Origin of the sequence: Pseudomonas sp. CH235 (assembly GCF_004368175.1) — a bacterium.
Taxonomy (GTDB): domain Bacteria; phylum Pseudomonadota; class Gammaproteobacteria; order Pseudomonadales; family Pseudomonadaceae; genus Aquipseudomonas; species Aquipseudomonas paraglycinae.
Genome location: NZ_RRZJ01000018.1, coordinates 21,747 through 36,705 on the forward strand (window position 1 = coordinate 21,747; position 14,959 = coordinate 36,705).

The following is a 14,959-nucleotide window of genomic DNA, read 5'->3' on the forward strand; positions in this document are numbered from 1 at the left end:
GTTCCCTCATGCTTATTCAACGCATTTTTGCCTCGGTGCTGTTGCTGGCCTGCGCCGGCCTGGCGCTGATGGCGTGGCCGTATCAGGCGGCTTTTTCCTACGAACCGGTCGGTCCTCGGGCATTCCCTCTGTTGATGTTGGGCCTGATGAGCCTGGCGCTGCTGTACATGGTGTTTCGCCCGGCGCCGATCAAACACAGCGATGACGAGCCGCCGCTGGATCGCGAAACCCTGACCAAGATCGCAATCTGCGTCGCCTTGCTGCTGGTGTTCGCCGGCTTGTTCGAACCGCTGGGCTTCATCCTCAGCAGCATTCTGATCGGCATCCCGATGGCGCGCCTGTACGGCGGGCGCTGGGTGCCCAGCGTCATTGTCACGACGCTGATGGCGATTGGTTTGTACGTGTTGTTCGACCGCGTGATGGACGTTCCGCTGCCCCTCGGCCTGCTCGACGTTCTGGAGAACTGATATGGATACTCTCGGTTATTTGGGTCAGGGCTTCGGCGTCGCGCTGAGTCCGTACAACCTGGTCACGGCCCTGACCGGCACGCTGATCGGCACCGTGGTCGGCTTGTTGCCGGGCCTGGGCCCGATCAATGGCGTGGCGTTGCTGATCCCGATCGCATTCGCCCTCGGCCTGCCGCCGGAATCGGCATTGATTCTGTTGGCGGCGGTGTATCTGGGCTGCGAATACGGCGGCCGGATCAGCTCGATCCTGCTGAACATTCCGGGCGAAGCCTCCACCGTGATGACCACGCTCGACGGTTACCCGATGGCCCGCAAAGGCCTGGCCGGCGTGGCGCTGTCGTTGTCGGCATGGAGTTCGTTCATCGGCGCCTTCATCGCCACCTGCGGCATGGTGCTGTTCGCCCCGCTGCTCGCGAAATGGGCGATTGCCTTCGGTCCGGCGGAATACTTCGTGTTGATGGTGTTCGCGATTGTCTGTCTCGGCGGCATGGCCGGTGACCGGCCGGTGAAAACCTTTATCGCGGCGTTGATCGGTCTGTTCCTGTCCAGCGTCGGTATCGACGCCAACAGCGGCGTTTACCGTTTCACCGGCGACAACATTCACCTGACTGACGGCATTCAGTTTGTGGTGCTGGTGCTGGGCCTGTTCTCGATCAGCGAAATCCTCCTGCTGCTGGAAAAAACCCATCGCGGCCAGGAAGCGGTGAAAGCCACCGGGCGGATGATGTTCAACTTCAAGGAAGCAGCGTCGGTGTTCGTGGTGAACATCCGTTGCGGCCTGCTCGGTTTCATCATGGGCGTGTTGCCGGGTGCCGGCGCGACCCTGGCCAGCGCCGTGGCCTACATGACCGAGAAACGCATCGCCGGCGCCAGCGGCAAGTTTGGTCAGGGCGACGCCCGCGGCCTCGCCGCACCGGAAACCGCCATCGGTGCCTCCGCTTGCGGCGCGCTGGTGCCGATGCTGACCCTCGGCGTTCCAGGTTCGGGCACCACGGCGGTGATGATCGGCGCCCTGTCGCTGTACAACATCACTCCCGGCCCGCTGCTGTTCCAGCAACAGCCGGACATCGTCTGGGGCCTGATCGCTTCGCTGTTCATCGCCAACATCATGCTGGTGATCCTGAACATCCCGATGATCCGCATCTTCACCCGTATCCTCGCCGTGCCGAACTGGGCTCTGGTGCCGGTGATCGCGATCATCACCGGGATCGGTGTGTACGCCGTACACGCGACCACATTCGACCTGTTCCTGATGGTCGGCATCGGCATCTTCGGCTACATCCTGCGCAAACTGGATTTCCCGCTGTCGCCAGTGCTGCTGGGGTTCATCCTCGGCGGGCTGATGGAGCAGAACCTGCGCCGGGCGCTGTCGATTTCCAACGGTGCGCTGGAGATTCTCTGGTCGAGTCCGATCACCTTCGGCGTCTGGGTGCTGACCGCGCTGATGCTGGCGTTCCCGCTGCTGCGAATCTGGCGCCGTCGCTCCGCTGCCCGGAACGCGATTGCCGATGTTTGATCGCTCCTCGTTGAAGCAATGGTGGGGAACCCCGCTGGTCGGTCTGCTTGGCGGTTTCATCGCCAGCCAGATCGGCTGGCCGCTGCCGTGGATGGTCGGCTCGTTGCTGGCGATCATCCTGGTGCGCTGCCTGACCCCGTGGCAATTGACAGAAATCCCTGGCGGCCGCAAGTGCGGCCAGTGGATCGTCGGCATCGGCATCGGCCTGCACTTCACCCCGCTGGTGATGGAGCAGGTACTCAGCCACTTCGGCCTGATCTTCTTCGGCGCACTGGTCACCAGCCTCTCGGCGGTGGTCGGCGTGTGGCTGATGCGCCGCACCGGCGAGGATCGCGCCACGGCATTTTTCTCCAGCATGCCCGGCGGCTCCGGCGAGATGGTCAACCTCGGCGCCCGCAACGGCGCGCTGCTCAGCCATGTCGCGGCCGGGCAGAGTCTACGGGTGCTGGTGGTGGTGTTGTGTGTTCCGGCGGCGTTCAAGTATCTGCTGGGTGACGGCACCCCGATTTCACACGCCGGCAGCGTCGATTGGCGCTGGCTGGCGATTCTTTTTCCGGCGGGCGGCCTGCTCGCCTGGATCTGGCAACGCCTGCATCAACCCAACCCATGGCTGTTCGGCCCGCTGCTGGTCAGCGCGGCGGTGAGCATCGGCTGGGATCTGCACATCGGTTTGCCCAATGGCGGCAGTCAGATTGGCCAGTGGTTGATCGGCAGCGGCCTGGGTTGCCACTTCAACCGGCAGTTCTTCCGCCGCGCACCATCGTTCATGGGACGCACGTTGATCGGCACGGCGCTGACCATGTTGATCGCGACCCTGGCGGCGTTGGGGCTGAGCGCAATGACGCATCTGGATCTGCGATCGCTGACCCTGGGCATGATGCCCGGCGGGATCGCCGAGATGAGCCTGACGGCGGAAACCCTGCAACTGTCAGTGCCGTTGGTGACGGCGATGCAGGTGATGCGGTTGTTGTTCGTGTTGTTTCTGGCGGAACCGTTGTTCAAGTATTGGAATAGAAACGGGGAATGTCCGTAAGTCATGTAGACGCCCAATACGCTTCAAGACCGGAGGAGCATGACTTGAAGCGTATTCTTAGCCCAATCAGGAAATATCGAATTTCCCCATCATCACTTCTACCGTTTTACCAGACGCGCCTATGCGGCCTGTCAATCGAAACTCCGAGGCTTTATAACGGGTACCTTCGACGACTTCAGTGAGCGTGATCTCTCCACTAATCGCTCGGTAGTGCTCTTCGCCATCACCCACATCAACGAAGAAATCTACGTCAATACTGCCGGGCCCGAGAGCGTGCTTGCCACTCGCGAGGCCTTTTGGAAGCTTAAAAATAAGCGACGTAAAATAGCTATCGATATCGATACGACCACCTGCAGCGAAATAGTTGTCGTCATCGTGGAGAAAAACATCTTGAGTGTCGATAACGTTTCGTGGGTCATCTTGATCAAACCGCGTAGTTCTTGCAAAAAGACTTCCCGACGCCTTCGGAAAGGACTTTACATTCTTGATTCTCAAATCTGTCATGACGATCTCCCGCTCCAATGTTTACCAGCGCACTCGACTGTGGACGCCGACTGCATAACTAAACGCGGGTTTCGCTTTTATATCTACTGTCAGAAATAACAGGTCGATGAAGCAATCCGACGGGCGGCTCTCACCACCCGAGAGACTTCAGAAGATTAATTAAACAACCGACGGCAGGCGCCACTCGATCGGCGCTTCGCCGTTCTGCTCCAGGAATTTGTTGGTGCGGCTGAAGTGCCCGCAACCGAGAAAGCCACGATAGGCCGACAGCGGCGACGGATGTACCGACGTCAGCACCAGATGCTTGGTGGCGTCGATCAGCTTCTGTTTGCTCTGCGCATGAGCGCCCCAAAGCATGAACACCAGATGCGGTTGCTGCTGGCTGACCACCTCAATGATCCGGTCCGTAAAGAACTGCCAGCCCTTGTCCTTGTGCGCGTTGGCATTGGCGCGTTCGACGGTCATGGTGGTGTTGAGCATCAACACGCCCTGATCGGCCCAGCTCTGCAAGTAGCCGTGGTTGGGGATGTCGATGTTCAGGTCGCGCTTCAGCTCTTTATAGATGTTGACCAGCGACGGCGGCGCCGGCACGCCCGGTTGCACCGAGAAGCACAAGCCGTGGGCCTGACCCGGGCCGTGGTACGGGTCCTGGCCGAGGATGACCACTTTCACCTTGTCCAGCGGCGTCGAATTCAGCGCGTTGAAGATCATCGGGCCCGGCGGATAGATTTCCTTGCCGGCCGCCCGCTCCTGCTGCAGAAAAGTGCGCAACTCTGCCATGTAGGGCTGGTCGAATTCGGCACGCAGTGCCTCCTTCCAGCTCGGTTCGAGTTTGATACGGTCGTCAGCAGTCATGGTCATACCCGGCAAAAACAATGGGGCGAACCCTAGGAAAGCCGACCACGCTTGTCAATTGATCTGACGCAGATCCGGCACTTTCCCACACAGCGATCATACTGATCGTTCAATTTCCCGATCGAGGTCACGATGAATCTGCACTTCGAAGAACTCACCGGCACCGACGGCGCGCGCATCGGCGTGGCCACGCTGGATGCCGAAAAGTCGCTCAATGCGCTGTCCCTGCCGATGATCCACGCCCTGAGTGACAAATTGAACGCCTGGGCCAAGGATCCGCAAATCGTCTGCGTGCTGCTGCGCGGCAACGGCGCCAAGGCCTTCTGCGCCGGCGGCGAAGTGCGCAGCCTGGTGGAAGCCTGCCGAGCCCATCCCGGCGAAGTGCCACCGCTGGCCGCACAGTTCTTCAACGCTGAATATCGGCTGGATTACAGCCTGCACACTTACCCGAAACCGTTGATCTGCTGGGGCCATGGATATGTGCTCGGCGGAGGCATGGGCCTGCTGCAAGGCGCGAGCATCCGGATCGTCACGCCGAGCAGTCGTCTGGCGATGCCGGAAATCAGCATCGGCCTGTACCCGGACGTCGGCGCCAGTTGGTTCCTGTCGCGTCTGCCGGGCAAGCTCGGTCTGTTCCTTGGTTTGACCGGCGCGCACATGAACGGCCGCGATGCGATCGATCTGGACCTGGCCGACCGCTTCCTGCTCGACGAACAGCAGCAGGAACTGATCGACGGCTTGTTGCAGTTGAACTGGCAGGAACAGACCGCCATGCAGCTCAACAGCCTGCTGAAGGCATTGCAGCAGGAAGCCGTGGCGCAGATGCCCGAGGCGCAATGGCTGCCGCGTCGGCAGCAGATCGATGAATGGCTGGATGTCAGCGACGTGACCTGCGCCTGGAAAGCCATCAGCCTGCATCGGGACAGCAGCGACCTGTTGATTGCCCGTGCGGCGAAGACCATGAGTGAAGGCTCGCCATTGACGGCGCATCTGGTCTGGGAACAGATCATTCGTGCCCGCCACTTGTCGCTGGCCGAAGTCTTTCAGATGGAATACACCCTGAGCCTCAATTGCTGCCGGCATCCGGAGTTCAGCGAAGGGGTTCGGGCGCGGCTGATCGACAAGGATCACAAACCGCACTGGCACTGGCCGGACATCGCCCGGGTGCCGGACGCGGTGGTCGAGGCGCACTTTCACAAGGTGTGGGAGGGGCGGCATCCGTTGGCGGATCTCTCCAGCTACTGAAATCCGGGCACAAAAAAAGCGGCGCTCAATGCGCCGCTTTTTTGCGGGGGGGTTACCAGCGGTTGCCGTGTCGGTTGTAATCGCCGCGTCCACTGTGACGGTCGTAGTTGCCACGACCCCGGCGATCATCCCAGCCGCCGCGACGGTGGTCGTCCCAGCGTCCGCGATCATGACCGTGCCAGCGACGGTTCTCGTAGTAACGCGGAGCCGGTTGGTAGTAACGAGGCGCCGAGTAATAGCGTGGAGCCGGTTGGTAATAGCGTGGTGCTGGCTGGTAGTAGCGCGGCGCCGAATAATACGTGCTGCCGCCGCTGTAATAGGTGCCACCGCTGTAATACGAAGGTGCCTGCGATGTGTAGACCTCTGAGCTGTAGTAGCCATCTCCGTAGGAATAAGGGACGCATCCGCCAAGGGAAAAAAGCATCACGGTAAACAGAAGAATTCGGCGATACATGGCGGCCTCCTGGACCGCGGGTAGCCACACCAGCGACGCTGGCAGGCGTCAGTCTTTCATTCGGCGACTGACGAAATATCTGACAGCGTTTTCGGCATCCGGTGCGTTTTTGCAACAACTTGAAACAAGTGATTCATGAAACCTTGTTCATGCAGAAACTCCGTCATTCAGCCGCTGATTAGTGGTGCCCACCGTGGTATCCGCCGCCGTGATAACCCCGTCCGTACCCGCCGCGATAGCCATGGCCGCCGTAGTAATAGCGGGCGCCACCGTAGTAGCGCGGACCGTAATAACCACCGTAGTAATAGGGCGAGTAATAGCCGGGATAGTAATAGGGCGTGGAGTAAACATCGTAGCCGCCGGCGTAGTAGTAACAACCGGACAGCCCTAGACCGAGCACTGCTCCCAGCAGCACCCGACGCAGCAATTTTGAAATACGCATGGCGGCCTCCTGAAAGACCTGTGACAGCAGTCGGCACAGACCGGCTGACACCAGATTTGACTGGCTGGCCGGCACCGAGTGCCCAATCCTCTAGGGCATCGGATCAGCGGCAGCGGACGCTGCATGACGGTGCAACCGCGCACCAACACAAAGCGCCCACAGGCGTTTGCCATCCGCCGCAACGTCACGAAGCCCGTAACAGAGCGCCCGACCCGACTTGGCACGCCTCTCGCTTTAGCAAACCCGTGCAGGAGTCATCACAGGTTCGCGGCACCACAATTTGCAATGGCTGACTAGGGTTCCGGCTCGCATCTGCGAGTGGCTGGTCCGAGAGTTGGCGACCTCCAGTTGAGGTTACACGGCGGGACAAAAGCCCGGGAGACAAGCCACCGTTCGCGGTGCCGCGTTGCCTTCCTGTCCGCCCACGATCAACTGGAGAAGCCACCATGTCCCGACCACGTTTGCCCGCCCTGCTCGCCGCCGCGTTCGCCGCGCTCATCAGCACTCAATCCCCCGCCGCGCAGAAAGACCACTTCAGTGTCTGCTGGACGATCTATGCCGGCTGGATGCCATGGGAATACGCCGGCAGCCAGGGCATCGTCGATAAATGGGCGAAGAAATACGGGATCAAGATCGACGTGGTCCAGCTCAACGACTACGTCGAATCGATCAATCAATACACCGCCGGTCAGTTCGATGGCTGCACCATGACCAACATGGATGCGCTGACCATTCCGGCCGCCGGCGGCGTCGACAGCACCGCGCTGATCGTCAGCGATTTCTCCAACGGCAACGACGGCATCGTCCTCAAGGGCGAAGGCAAGAAAGTCGCCGACCTCAAGGGCATGGACGTCAACCTGGTCGAACTGTCGGTCTCGCATTACCTGCTGGCCCGCGCGCTGGACTCGGTGGACCTGACCGAGAAAGACCTGAAAGTGGTCAACACCTCCGACGCCGACATTTCCGCCGCCTTCAACACCGAGCAGGTCAACGCCGTCACCACCTGGAACCCGATGCTTTCGGACATCAAGGCCAAACCCGGTGTGACCGAAGTTTTCAACTCCAGCCAGATCCCCGGCGAAATCATGGACATGATGGTGGTCAACAGCGCCACCCTCAAAGACAACCCGGCGCTGGGCAAGGCGCTGACCGGCGCGTGGTTCGAAGTGGTCGACTTGATGAACGCCAAGAACGCGGCGGGCAAAGCCGCACTTGAGCACATGGCAAAAGCCTCGGGCACCGATCTGGCCGGATTCCAGGCGCAACTGGACACCACCAAACTGTTCGCCACACCGAAAGAAGCCCTGGCGTTCGCCACCAGCAAGCAACTGCCGGAAACCATGCGCAAAGTTGCCGAGTTCTCGTTCCAGCACGGCTTGCTCGGCGAAGGCGCCAAGGACACCAGCGCCGTCGGCATGACCTTCGCCAACGGCGTGACCAGCGGTGACACAGGCAATCTCAAGCTGCGTTTCGATCCGACTTATGTGCAGCTGGCCGCCGACGCCAAGCTGTAAGCCACGGAGGATTTGGCCATGCGCCTGATCAATCGTCACCCGGATCGACCGAGTCGCCTGTTGCTGGTGATCCTGCCCTTCGCCCTGGTGCTGTTCGCCTACTTCATGGGCTCGGCCGAGCGCCTGGCGGACAACCCCAACGACAAACTGCTGCCCAGTGCTGTGCAGATGAGCGATGCGGTCAAACGCCTGGCATTCAATGCCGATAGTCGAACCGGCGAATACCTGCTCTGGCAGGACACCGCATCGAGTCTCGGACGCCTGGCCATCGGCCTCGGCATCGCGGCGCTGGCCGGGTTGTGCCTGGGCATGGCGGCCGGCACCCTGCCGCTGTTCGGCGCACCGTTGTCGCCGATGCTGACGGTGCTGTCGATGGTGCCGCCGCTGGCGATCCTGCCGATTCTGTTCATCGTCTTCGGCCTCGGCGAGCTGTCGAAGGTAATGCTGATCGTGATCGGTATCACCCCGGCGCTCGCCCGTGATCTGGAGCAGCGCGCGCGGGACATTCCGGTCGAACTGCTGATCAAGGCGCAGACCCTCGGCGCCTCGACCTGGACCCTGATGCTGCGCGTGGTTCTGCCACAACTGTTGCCGCGCCTGCTGATCTCGCTGCGGCTGATGCTCGGTTCGGCGTGGCTGTTCCTGATCGCCGCCGAAGCCATCGCTTCCACCGACGGTCTGGGCTACCGGATTTTCCTCGTGCGCCGCTACCTGGCGATGGACGTGATCCTGCCGTACGTGGTCTGGATCACCCTGCTCGCCTGGCTGATGGATTGGGGCCTCAAATACCTGACCCGTCGGGCATTCCCCTGGTATGAGGGGGCGGCCAAATGAGCTTCATCACGGTGAAAAACGTCTGGCAGCAATACGCCGACCAAGTGGTGCTCGAAGGCTTGAACCTCAGCGTCAACGAGGGCGAGTTCTGCACGCTGGTCGGTGCCTCGGGTTGCGGCAAATCGACCTTCCTGCGCCTGCTGCTGGGGCAGGAAACCGCCAGTCGCGGCACAATCCTGCTCGATGGCCAACCGCTCGCCCGCGAACCGGATGCCAGCCGTGGCGTGGTGTTCCAGCGCTACTCGGTATTCCCGCATCTGAGCGTGCTGGACAACGTTGCGATCGGCCTGGAATTGCCGCGCGCTCCGCTGCTCGGGCGCTTGTTCGGAAGCGCGAAAAAAGACGCCCGCGAACAGGCCTCGGCGCTGCTGCACAAAGTCGGCCTCGGCCATGCGCTGGACAAGTACCCCGCGCAGCTCTCCGGCGGCATGCAACAGCGGCTGGCGATCGCCCAGGCGTTGATCATGAAACCGCGGGTTTTGCTGCTCGACGAACCGTTCGGCGCGCTCGATCCGGGCATTCGCAAGGACATGCACGCGCTGCTGCTGTCGCTGTGGCGCGAGACGCAACTGACCGTGTTCATGGTCACCCACGACCTGTCCGAAGGTTTCAGCCTCGGCACCCGCCTGCTGGTGTTCGACAAGGTCCGCCTCGACCCGCACGCCCCCGGTGCCTATGGCGCCCGCATCACCTACGACATCCCTTTGAACAGTGACCGCCGCGCCGAACGCGCCGCCGTCGACGCCCTGCCCGCCGAGCTGACCGGCACACTTCGTATTGCCTGAGAGGACTGCTCCCATGACTGATTCGACCCAACTGTTTCCACCCTTCGCCGAAGAAACCCTGCCCGGCGGCGGTCACCGCTCCTTCGTCTTGAAGCGCGGGCAACTGCTGCGTCTGACCGACCTGCGCGGTGGTGCCAACGTCAGCCTGACCCTGCTCAACGCCAACGAAAAAACCGAGCGCCTGAACCTGCCCGACAGCCTCAAATGCCAACACACCGCCAAGCTCACCACCGGCCATTGCCTGTACTCGGACATGGGTCGGGTGCTGGCGGCAATCACGGCGGATACCTGCGGCTGGAGCGACAGCCTCGGCGGCGTGCTGTGCGCCGAGGAAGTCGCGGAAAAATACGGCCAGGGCCGCTATCAGGAACTGCGCAACGGCTTCTTTCGCAACGGCACCGACAACCTGCTGGTGGAGCTCGGCAAGTGGGGGCTGGGCCTGTCCGACCTGCTGATGACCCTCAACCTGTTCAGCCGGGTCAACGTCGATGACAGCGGGCGTTTGCACTTCGTCGAAGGCCACTCGCAGGCCGGTGACTACATCGAACTGTATGCACCGATGGACACCCTGGTTGTGCTCACCGCCCTACAACATCCGCTGGATCCGTCGCCGCAATACGCCCCCAAACCGCTGAAGCTGAGCTGGATGAACGCCGACCCGAGCGTCGCCGAGCACTGCCGTACCTCGCGCCCGGAAAACGAGCGCGGCTTTATCAACACCGACCGTTTGTTCGCCTGAGGATCGTCGCCATGTCAGTTGCTATCGCCACTTCGCAAAAACAACCCGACGCTGCGGTGTACCGCGCCACCATTCCCGCCGGCGAACCCTGGCTGATGGAGGTCAAGGCCGGCCAGACCCTGCGCATCCTCGACCTGGAAGGCAATCAGGCGGTCGATACGCTGTTCTACAGCCTCGCCAATCCCCGTGAACGCTACGACGTGCAACGCACATTGCGCCGACAAAACAACGTCTACCTGAGCACCGGCAGCGTGTTGTATTCCAACCTTGGCAAACCGATGCTGACGATCATCGCCGACACCTGCGGCCGCCACGACACCCTCGGCGGCGCCTGCGCGCAAGAGAGCAACACCGTGCGCTACGCCCTGGAAAAACGCTACATGCACAGCTGCCGCGACAATTACCTGCGCGCCTGCGCCCACGACGGGCGCCTGGGCAAAGGTGACATCGGGCCGAACATCAATTTCTTCATGAACGTGCCCGTCACTGCCGAGGGCGGCCTGACCTTCGAGGACGGCATTTCCGCGCCGGGCAAGTACGTCGACCTGCGCGCGGAGATGGACGTGATCGTGCTGATCTCCAACTGCCCGCAACTGAACAACCCGTGCAACGCCTACAACCCGACACCTGCGGAGCTACTGGTATGGAACTGAAATTCGTCCGTCTGCGCCGTTGGCTTTTTGCCCTGTGCCAGGCCCGTTCCGGCCAGTGTCTGAAATCCCCAAAACACCCCTGAACCCTGTGGGAGCTGGCTTGCCAGCGATGGCGTCGGCACAGCCAACATTGATGATGACTGACACACCGCCATCGCAGGCAAGCCCGCTCCCACAAGGTCAATGGTGACTTTCGAATTGTGATTTTGCCGTCGGGGACGACCCCGGCGCTCATCGAAAAACTGCGGGACGGCCCGCATCCCCTTCAGGGGTTTTGCCATGTTCAAAAAAGTCCTGATTGCCAACCGTGGCGCGATTGCCTGCCGCATTCTGCGCACCTTGCGTGAACTGCACGTCGAAGGCGTCGCGGTGTACTCCGAAGCCGATGCCGCCAGCCTGCACATCCTGCAAGCCGAGGAAGCCCACAGCCTCGGCGAAGGCGCAGCGGCCGGCACCTATCTGGCCGTGGACAAGATTCTCGCCATCGCCAAAGCCACTGGCGCCACCGCGATCCACCCCGGCTACGGCTTCCTCTCGGAAAACGCCGCGTTCGCCGAAGCCTGCGCAAACCATGGCATTGCCTTCATCGGCCCGACACCGGAGCAACTGCGAGTGTTCGGCCTCAAGCACACCGCACGGGCCCTGGCCAAACAGCACGGCGTGCCGATGCTCGAAGGCACCGAACTGCTCGACAGCCTCGATGCTGCACTGATTGCCGGCGCGCAGGTCGGTTATCCGGTGATGCTCAAAAGCACTGCCGGTGGCGGCGGCATCGGCATGCGTGTGTGCCGTAACGCCAGCGAACTGAGCGAGTCGTTCGAGGCAGTGAAGCGCCTCGGCCAGAACAACTTCAGCGACGCCGGAGTGTTCATCGAAAAGTACATCCAGCGTGCGCGGCATCTGGAAGTCCAGGTGTTCGGCGACGGCCACGGCGCGGTGATCGCCCTCGGCGTGCGCGACTGCTCGGTGCAGCGACGCAACCAGAAAGTCCTCGAGGAAACCCCGGCACCGAACCTGCCCGAAGGCATGGCGGATGAGCTGTGCGCAGCGGCGATCAAACTGGCCAAAGCGGTGAATTACCGCAGCGCCGGCACCGTCGAATTCGTTTTCGACAGCGATGCGCAGCGCTTCTATTTTCTCGAAGTGAACACCCGGTTGCAGGTCGAACACGGCGTTACCGAACAGGTGTGGGGCGTCGATCTGGTGCGCTGGATGATTGAACTGGCGGCGGGAGACCTGCCGCCGCTGAGCACATTGTTTGAGGGCCTGAAACCGGACGGCCACGCGATTCAGGCGCGACTGTACGCGGAGGATCCGGGGCGCGATTTCCAGCCGAGCCCAGGGCTGCTGACCGCTGTGGAGTTTCCTGCGGCCAACGGCATTCAACTGCGCATCGACACCTGGGTCGAGGCTGGCTGCGAGATCCCACCCTACTTCGATCCGATGATCGCCAAAGTCATCAGTTGGGCGCCGACCCGCGAACAGGCGCGTGCCGATCTGCATCAGGCCCTCGGCGCCAGCCTGCTGTACGGCGTGGAAACCAACCGCGACTACTTGCGGCAGATTCTGCTCGATACGCCGTTTGCCAGCGGTCAGCCCTGGACCCGTTGCCTGGAAGGCCTGGTGTACCGGGCCAACACGTTTGAAGTGCTGAGCGCCGGCACCCAGACCAGCGTCCAGGACTACCCCGGTCGCCTCGGCTACTGGGCGGTCGGCGTGCCACCTTCGGGGCCGATGGACAGTCGCGCGTTGCGTCTGGGCAATCGCTTGCTGGGCAATGACGAAGGCGCGGCGGCACTGGAAATCACCATGAACGGGCCGTTGCTGCGCTTCAATTGCGATGCGGTGGTGGCCGTGACCGGCGCACCGATTGCCCTGACGCTCGACGGCCAGCCGCAGGCGATGAACACCGCCCTGCTGATCCCGGCGGGCAGTCAATTGCATCTGGGCAATCTGCCGGGCGCCGGGGCCCGCAGCTACCTGTGCCTGCGTGGCGGCGTGCAAGTGCCGGATTATCTGGGCAGCAAAAGCACCTTCACGCTCGGTCAGTTTGGTGGTCATGGCGGACGGGCTTTGCGCGCCGGTGACGTGCTGCATCTGGCGGCCCTGAGCGACCGCAGCGCCGGGCAGACATTGGCGCCCCATCACGTCAGCGAATTACCTGCCGTGCGCCGGATCCGCGTCATCTACGGCCCTCATGGCGCGCCTGAATATTTCACTGAAAACTACATCGGCACCTTTTTCGCCACGCAATGGGAAGTGCATTTCAACTCCAGCCGCACCGGCGTGCGCCTGATCGGGCCGAAACCAGAGTGGGTGCGCGCCGACGGCGGCGAGGCCGGGCTGCATCCCTCGAACATCCACGACAACCCCTACGCCATTGGCGCCGTGGACTTCACCGGCGACATGCCGGTGATCCTCGGCCCGGACGGCCCGAGCCTTGGCGGTTTCGTGTGCCCGGTGACGGTGATCGAGGCCGATCTCTGGCAACTGGGTCAACTCAAGGCCGGGGACAAAGTGCAGTTCGTGCCCGTCGATCTCAAGACCGCACGCGATCTCGCCCTCAATTGGGACACCTGTGGGAGCTGGCTTGCCAGCGATGGGGCCCGAGCAGACACCGAGTCAACTTCATCGCTGGCAAGCCAGCTCCCACAGGCCCTGGTTTCGCCTGTGGTTCTGGAATTGGGTCAGTACGACAAGCGGCTGGTCGGGCGTGTGTCCGGCGATACCCATCTGCTGCTGGAAATCGGCGCGCCGGAACTGGATCTGGTCCTGCGCTTTCGCGCCCATGCCCTGATGCAGGCGCTGGAAGGCAAAAACCTGCACGGCGTGATCGACCTGACACCGGGCATTCGTTCTTTGCAGATCCACTACCAGCCCGAACAATTGCCGCTGGCCGATCTGCTCGGCATCGTCGCCGGTGAATGGGATGCGGTGTGCGCCGCCCAGGACTTGCAAGTACCGTCGCGCATCGTTCATCTGCCGCTGTCCTGGGACGATCCGGCCTGCCAGTTGGCGATCGAGAAATACATGACCACCGTGCGCAAGGACGCGCCGTGGTGCCCGAGCAATCTGGAGTTCATCCGCCGCATCAACGACCTGCCGAACCTCGACGAGGTGCAGCGCACGGTGTTCGACGCGAGCTATCTGGTGATGGGCCTCGGTGATGTGTATCTCGGCGCACCGGTCGCCACGCCGCTCGACCCGCGCCATCGGCTGGTGACCACCAAGTACAACCCGGCGCGCACCTGGACCGCCGAGAACTCGGTGGGCATCGGCGGCGCCTACATGTGCGTCTACGGCATGGAAGGCCCGGGCGGTTATCAGTTCGTCGGGCGTACCTTGCAGATGTGGAACCGCTATCGCGCAGTCGCCGCGTTCGACGGCAAACCGTGGCTGCTGCGGTTTTTCGATCAGATCCGTTTCTACCCGGTCAGCGCCGAAGAACTGCTGCGCATCCGCCGGGATTTTCCCCTCGGGCGTTTCGACCTCGACATCGAACATAGCCAGCTCAACCTCGCCGACTACCAGGCCTTTCTGCAACGCGAAGCCGAGACCATCGACGCCTTCCGAACGCAGCAACAGGGTGCCTTCCAGGCTGAGCGCGAACGCTGGATCGCCAGTGGCCAGGCGCACTTCGACAGCGAAGAAGCCGTGCCGGACAGCAGCGAAGACACACCGCTGACCAGCGGCCAACAAAGCATCGACAGCCACATCGCCGGCAACCTCTGGCAGGTGCAGGTCGAGGTCGGCAGCCGCGTGGCGGCCGGTGATGTGCTGGTGATTCTGGAGTCGATGAAGATGGAAATCCCCGTACTCGCGCCCATGGCCGGGGTGGTGCAGGACATTCGCGTGCAGCCGGGATCGGCGGTGCGTGCCGGACAACGGGTCGTGGTGCTGGAACTCGACTGAAACCAT

General features: G+C 62.2%; 14 protein-coding genes and 1 riboswitch. Of the genes, 10 read left to right on the top strand and 4 right to left on the bottom strand.

Features of this window, described 5'->3' with window-relative positions; all coding sequences use genetic code 11:
* The first annotated feature begins 8 nt into the window (after positions 1–8).
* Genes EIY71_RS18510 through EIY71_RS18520 form a run of 3 tightly spaced genes read left to right on the top strand, consistent with a single transcriptional unit; the run spans position 9 to position 3,016 of the window.
* Positions 9–467, top strand: coding sequence for a tripartite tricarboxylate transporter TctB family protein (locus EIY71_RS18510; RefSeq protein WP_102685961.1), 459 nt, complete (start codon positions 9–11; stop codon positions 465–467).
* 1 nt (position 468) lies between these two features.
* Positions 469–1,983, top strand: coding sequence for a tripartite tricarboxylate transporter permease (locus tag EIY71_RS18515; RefSeq protein ID WP_102717516.1), 1,515 nt, complete (start codon positions 469–471; stop codon positions 1,981–1,983).
* Positions 1,976–3,016 carry an AbrB family transcriptional regulator gene (locus tag EIY71_RS18520; protein WP_134022634.1) on the top strand — a complete coding sequence of 347 codons (1,041 nt, stop codon included), beginning with the start codon at positions 1,976–1,978 and terminating at the stop codon, positions 3,014–3,016. Before EIY71_RS18515 ends, EIY71_RS18520 begins: the two co-directional genes overlap by 8 nt.
* A gap of 66 nt (positions 3,017–3,082) precedes the next feature.
* Here EIY71_RS18520 and EIY71_RS18525 read toward each other — a convergent pair whose 3' ends face one another.
* Positions 3,083–3,520, bottom strand: coding sequence for a hypothetical protein (locus tag EIY71_RS18525; RefSeq protein ID WP_134022636.1), 438 nt, complete (start codon positions 3,518–3,520; stop codon positions 3,083–3,085).
* A gap of 159 nt (positions 3,521–3,679) precedes the next feature.
* Positions 3,680–4,375, bottom strand: a complete 696-nt coding sequence (gene ung / locus EIY71_RS18530; protein ID WP_085605867.1) for a uracil-DNA glycosylase — start codon at positions 4,373–4,375, stop codon at positions 3,680–3,682.
* 132 nt (positions 4,376–4,507) lie between these two features.
* Between ung and EIY71_RS18535 the strand changes: the two genes are divergently transcribed.
* On the top strand, positions 4,508–5,620 hold the full coding sequence (locus EIY71_RS18535; protein WP_129972865.1) for an enoyl-CoA hydratase/isomerase family protein: 1,113 nt from the start codon (positions 4,508–4,510) through the stop codon (positions 5,618–5,620).
* A 52-nt stretch (positions 5,621–5,672) separates the two neighbouring features.
* On the opposite strand, the gene EIY71_RS18540 is transcribed toward EIY71_RS18535, so the two are convergent.
* Together EIY71_RS18540 and EIY71_RS18545 are read right to left on the bottom strand one after the other, a co-directional pair.
* Positions 5,673–6,074: a hypothetical protein gene (locus tag EIY71_RS18540; RefSeq protein ID WP_074691080.1), complete on the bottom strand. Its 402-nt coding sequence runs from the start codon at positions 6,072–6,074 to the stop codon at positions 5,673–5,675.
* A 178-nt stretch (positions 6,075–6,252) separates the two neighbouring features.
* Positions 6,253–6,516: a hypothetical protein gene (locus EIY71_RS18545; protein ID WP_064383076.1), complete on the bottom strand. Its 264-nt coding sequence runs from the start codon at positions 6,514–6,516 to the stop codon at positions 6,253–6,255.
* 282 nt (positions 6,517–6,798) lie between these two features.
* Positions 6,799–6,899: riboswitch (guanidine-I (ykkC/yxkD leader) on the top strand.
* A 63-nt stretch (positions 6,900–6,962) separates the two neighbouring features.
* Between EIY71_RS18545 and EIY71_RS18550 the strand changes: the two genes are divergently transcribed.
* The 6 genes from EIY71_RS18550 (at position 6,963) to uca (ending at position 14,953) form a co-directional block, all read left to right on the top strand.
* The gene (locus EIY71_RS18550) at positions 6,963–8,030 is read left to right on the top strand and encodes a putative urea ABC transporter substrate-binding protein (protein WP_134022638.1); all 1,068 of its coding nucleotides are present in this window, start codon (positions 6,963–6,965) and stop codon (positions 8,028–8,030) included.
* An 18-nt stretch (positions 8,031–8,048) separates the two neighbouring features.
* Positions 8,049–8,864, top strand: coding sequence for an ABC transporter permease (locus EIY71_RS18555; protein WP_102685956.1), 816 nt, complete (start codon positions 8,049–8,051; stop codon positions 8,862–8,864).
* Complete coding sequence (locus tag EIY71_RS18560) at positions 8,861–9,649, top strand: ABC transporter ATP-binding protein (RefSeq protein ID WP_134022640.1); 789 nt, start codon at positions 8,861–8,863, stop codon at positions 9,647–9,649. Before EIY71_RS18555 ends, EIY71_RS18560 begins: the two co-directional genes overlap by 4 nt.
* A 13-nt stretch (positions 9,650–9,662) precedes the next feature.
* Positions 9,663–10,388, top strand: a complete 726-nt coding sequence (locus EIY71_RS18565; RefSeq protein ID WP_102685954.1) for an urea amidolyase associated protein UAAP1 — start codon at positions 9,663–9,665, stop codon at positions 10,386–10,388.
* Positions 10,389–10,399: 11 nt separating this feature from the next.
* Positions 10,400–11,041, top strand: a complete 642-nt coding sequence (locus EIY71_RS18570; RefSeq protein WP_134022642.1) for an urea amidolyase associated protein UAAP2 — start codon at positions 10,400–10,402, stop codon at positions 11,039–11,041.
* 279 nt (positions 11,042–11,320) lie between these two features.
* Positions 11,321–14,953, top strand: coding sequence for an urea carboxylase (gene uca / locus EIY71_RS18575; protein WP_134022644.1), 3,633 nt, complete (start codon positions 11,321–11,323; stop codon positions 14,951–14,953).
* Positions 14,954–14,959: the final 6 nt, after the last annotated feature.

What these genes read in the sequence shown, in the direction of transcription:
- EIY71_RS18570 (WP_134022642.1), top strand. Translation starts at nt 10,400, where the DNA reads ATGTCAGTTGCTATCGCCACTTCGCAAAAACAACCCGACGCTGCGGTG.
- ung (WP_085605867.1), bottom strand. Translation starts at nt 4,375, where the DNA reads ATGACTGCTGACGACCGTATCAAACTCGAACCGAGCTGGAAGGAGGCA.
- EIY71_RS18545 (WP_064383076.1), bottom strand. Translation starts at nt 6,516, where the DNA reads ATGCGTATTTCAAAATTGCTGCGTCGGGTGCTGCTGGGAGCAGTGCTC.
- EIY71_RS18560 (WP_134022640.1), top strand. Translation starts at nt 8,861, where the DNA reads ATGAGCTTCATCACGGTGAAAAACGTCTGGCAGCAATACGCCGACCAA.
- EIY71_RS18550 (WP_134022638.1), top strand. Translation starts at nt 6,963, where the DNA reads ATGTCCCGACCACGTTTGCCCGCCCTGCTCGCCGCCGCGTTCGCCGCG.
- EIY71_RS18540 (WP_074691080.1), bottom strand. Translation starts at nt 6,074, where the DNA reads ATGTATCGCCGAATTCTTCTGTTTACCGTGATGCTTTTTTCCCTTGGC.
- EIY71_RS18565 (WP_102685954.1), top strand. Translation starts at nt 9,663, where the DNA reads ATGACTGATTCGACCCAACTGTTTCCACCCTTCGCCGAAGAAACCCTG.
- EIY71_RS18555 (WP_102685956.1), top strand. Translation starts at nt 8,049, where the DNA reads ATGCGCCTGATCAATCGTCACCCGGATCGACCGAGTCGCCTGTTGCTG.
- EIY71_RS18515 (WP_102717516.1), top strand. Translation starts at nt 469, where the DNA reads ATGGATACTCTCGGTTATTTGGGTCAGGGCTTCGGCGTCGCGCTGAGT.
- EIY71_RS18525 (WP_134022636.1), bottom strand. Translation starts at nt 3,520, where the DNA reads ATGACAGATTTGAGAATCAAGAATGTAAAGTCCTTTCCGAAGGCGTCG.
- EIY71_RS18510 (WP_102685961.1), top strand. Translation starts at nt 9, where the DNA reads ATGCTTATTCAACGCATTTTTGCCTCGGTGCTGTTGCTGGCCTGCGCC.
- EIY71_RS18520 (WP_134022634.1), top strand. Translation starts at nt 1,976, where the DNA reads ATGTTTGATCGCTCCTCGTTGAAGCAATGGTGGGGAACCCCGCTGGTC.
- EIY71_RS18535 (WP_129972865.1), top strand. Translation starts at nt 4,508, where the DNA reads ATGAATCTGCACTTCGAAGAACTCACCGGCACCGACGGCGCGCGCATC.
- uca (WP_134022644.1), top strand. Translation starts at nt 11,321, where the DNA reads ATGTTCAAAAAAGTCCTGATTGCCAACCGTGGCGCGATTGCCTGCCGC.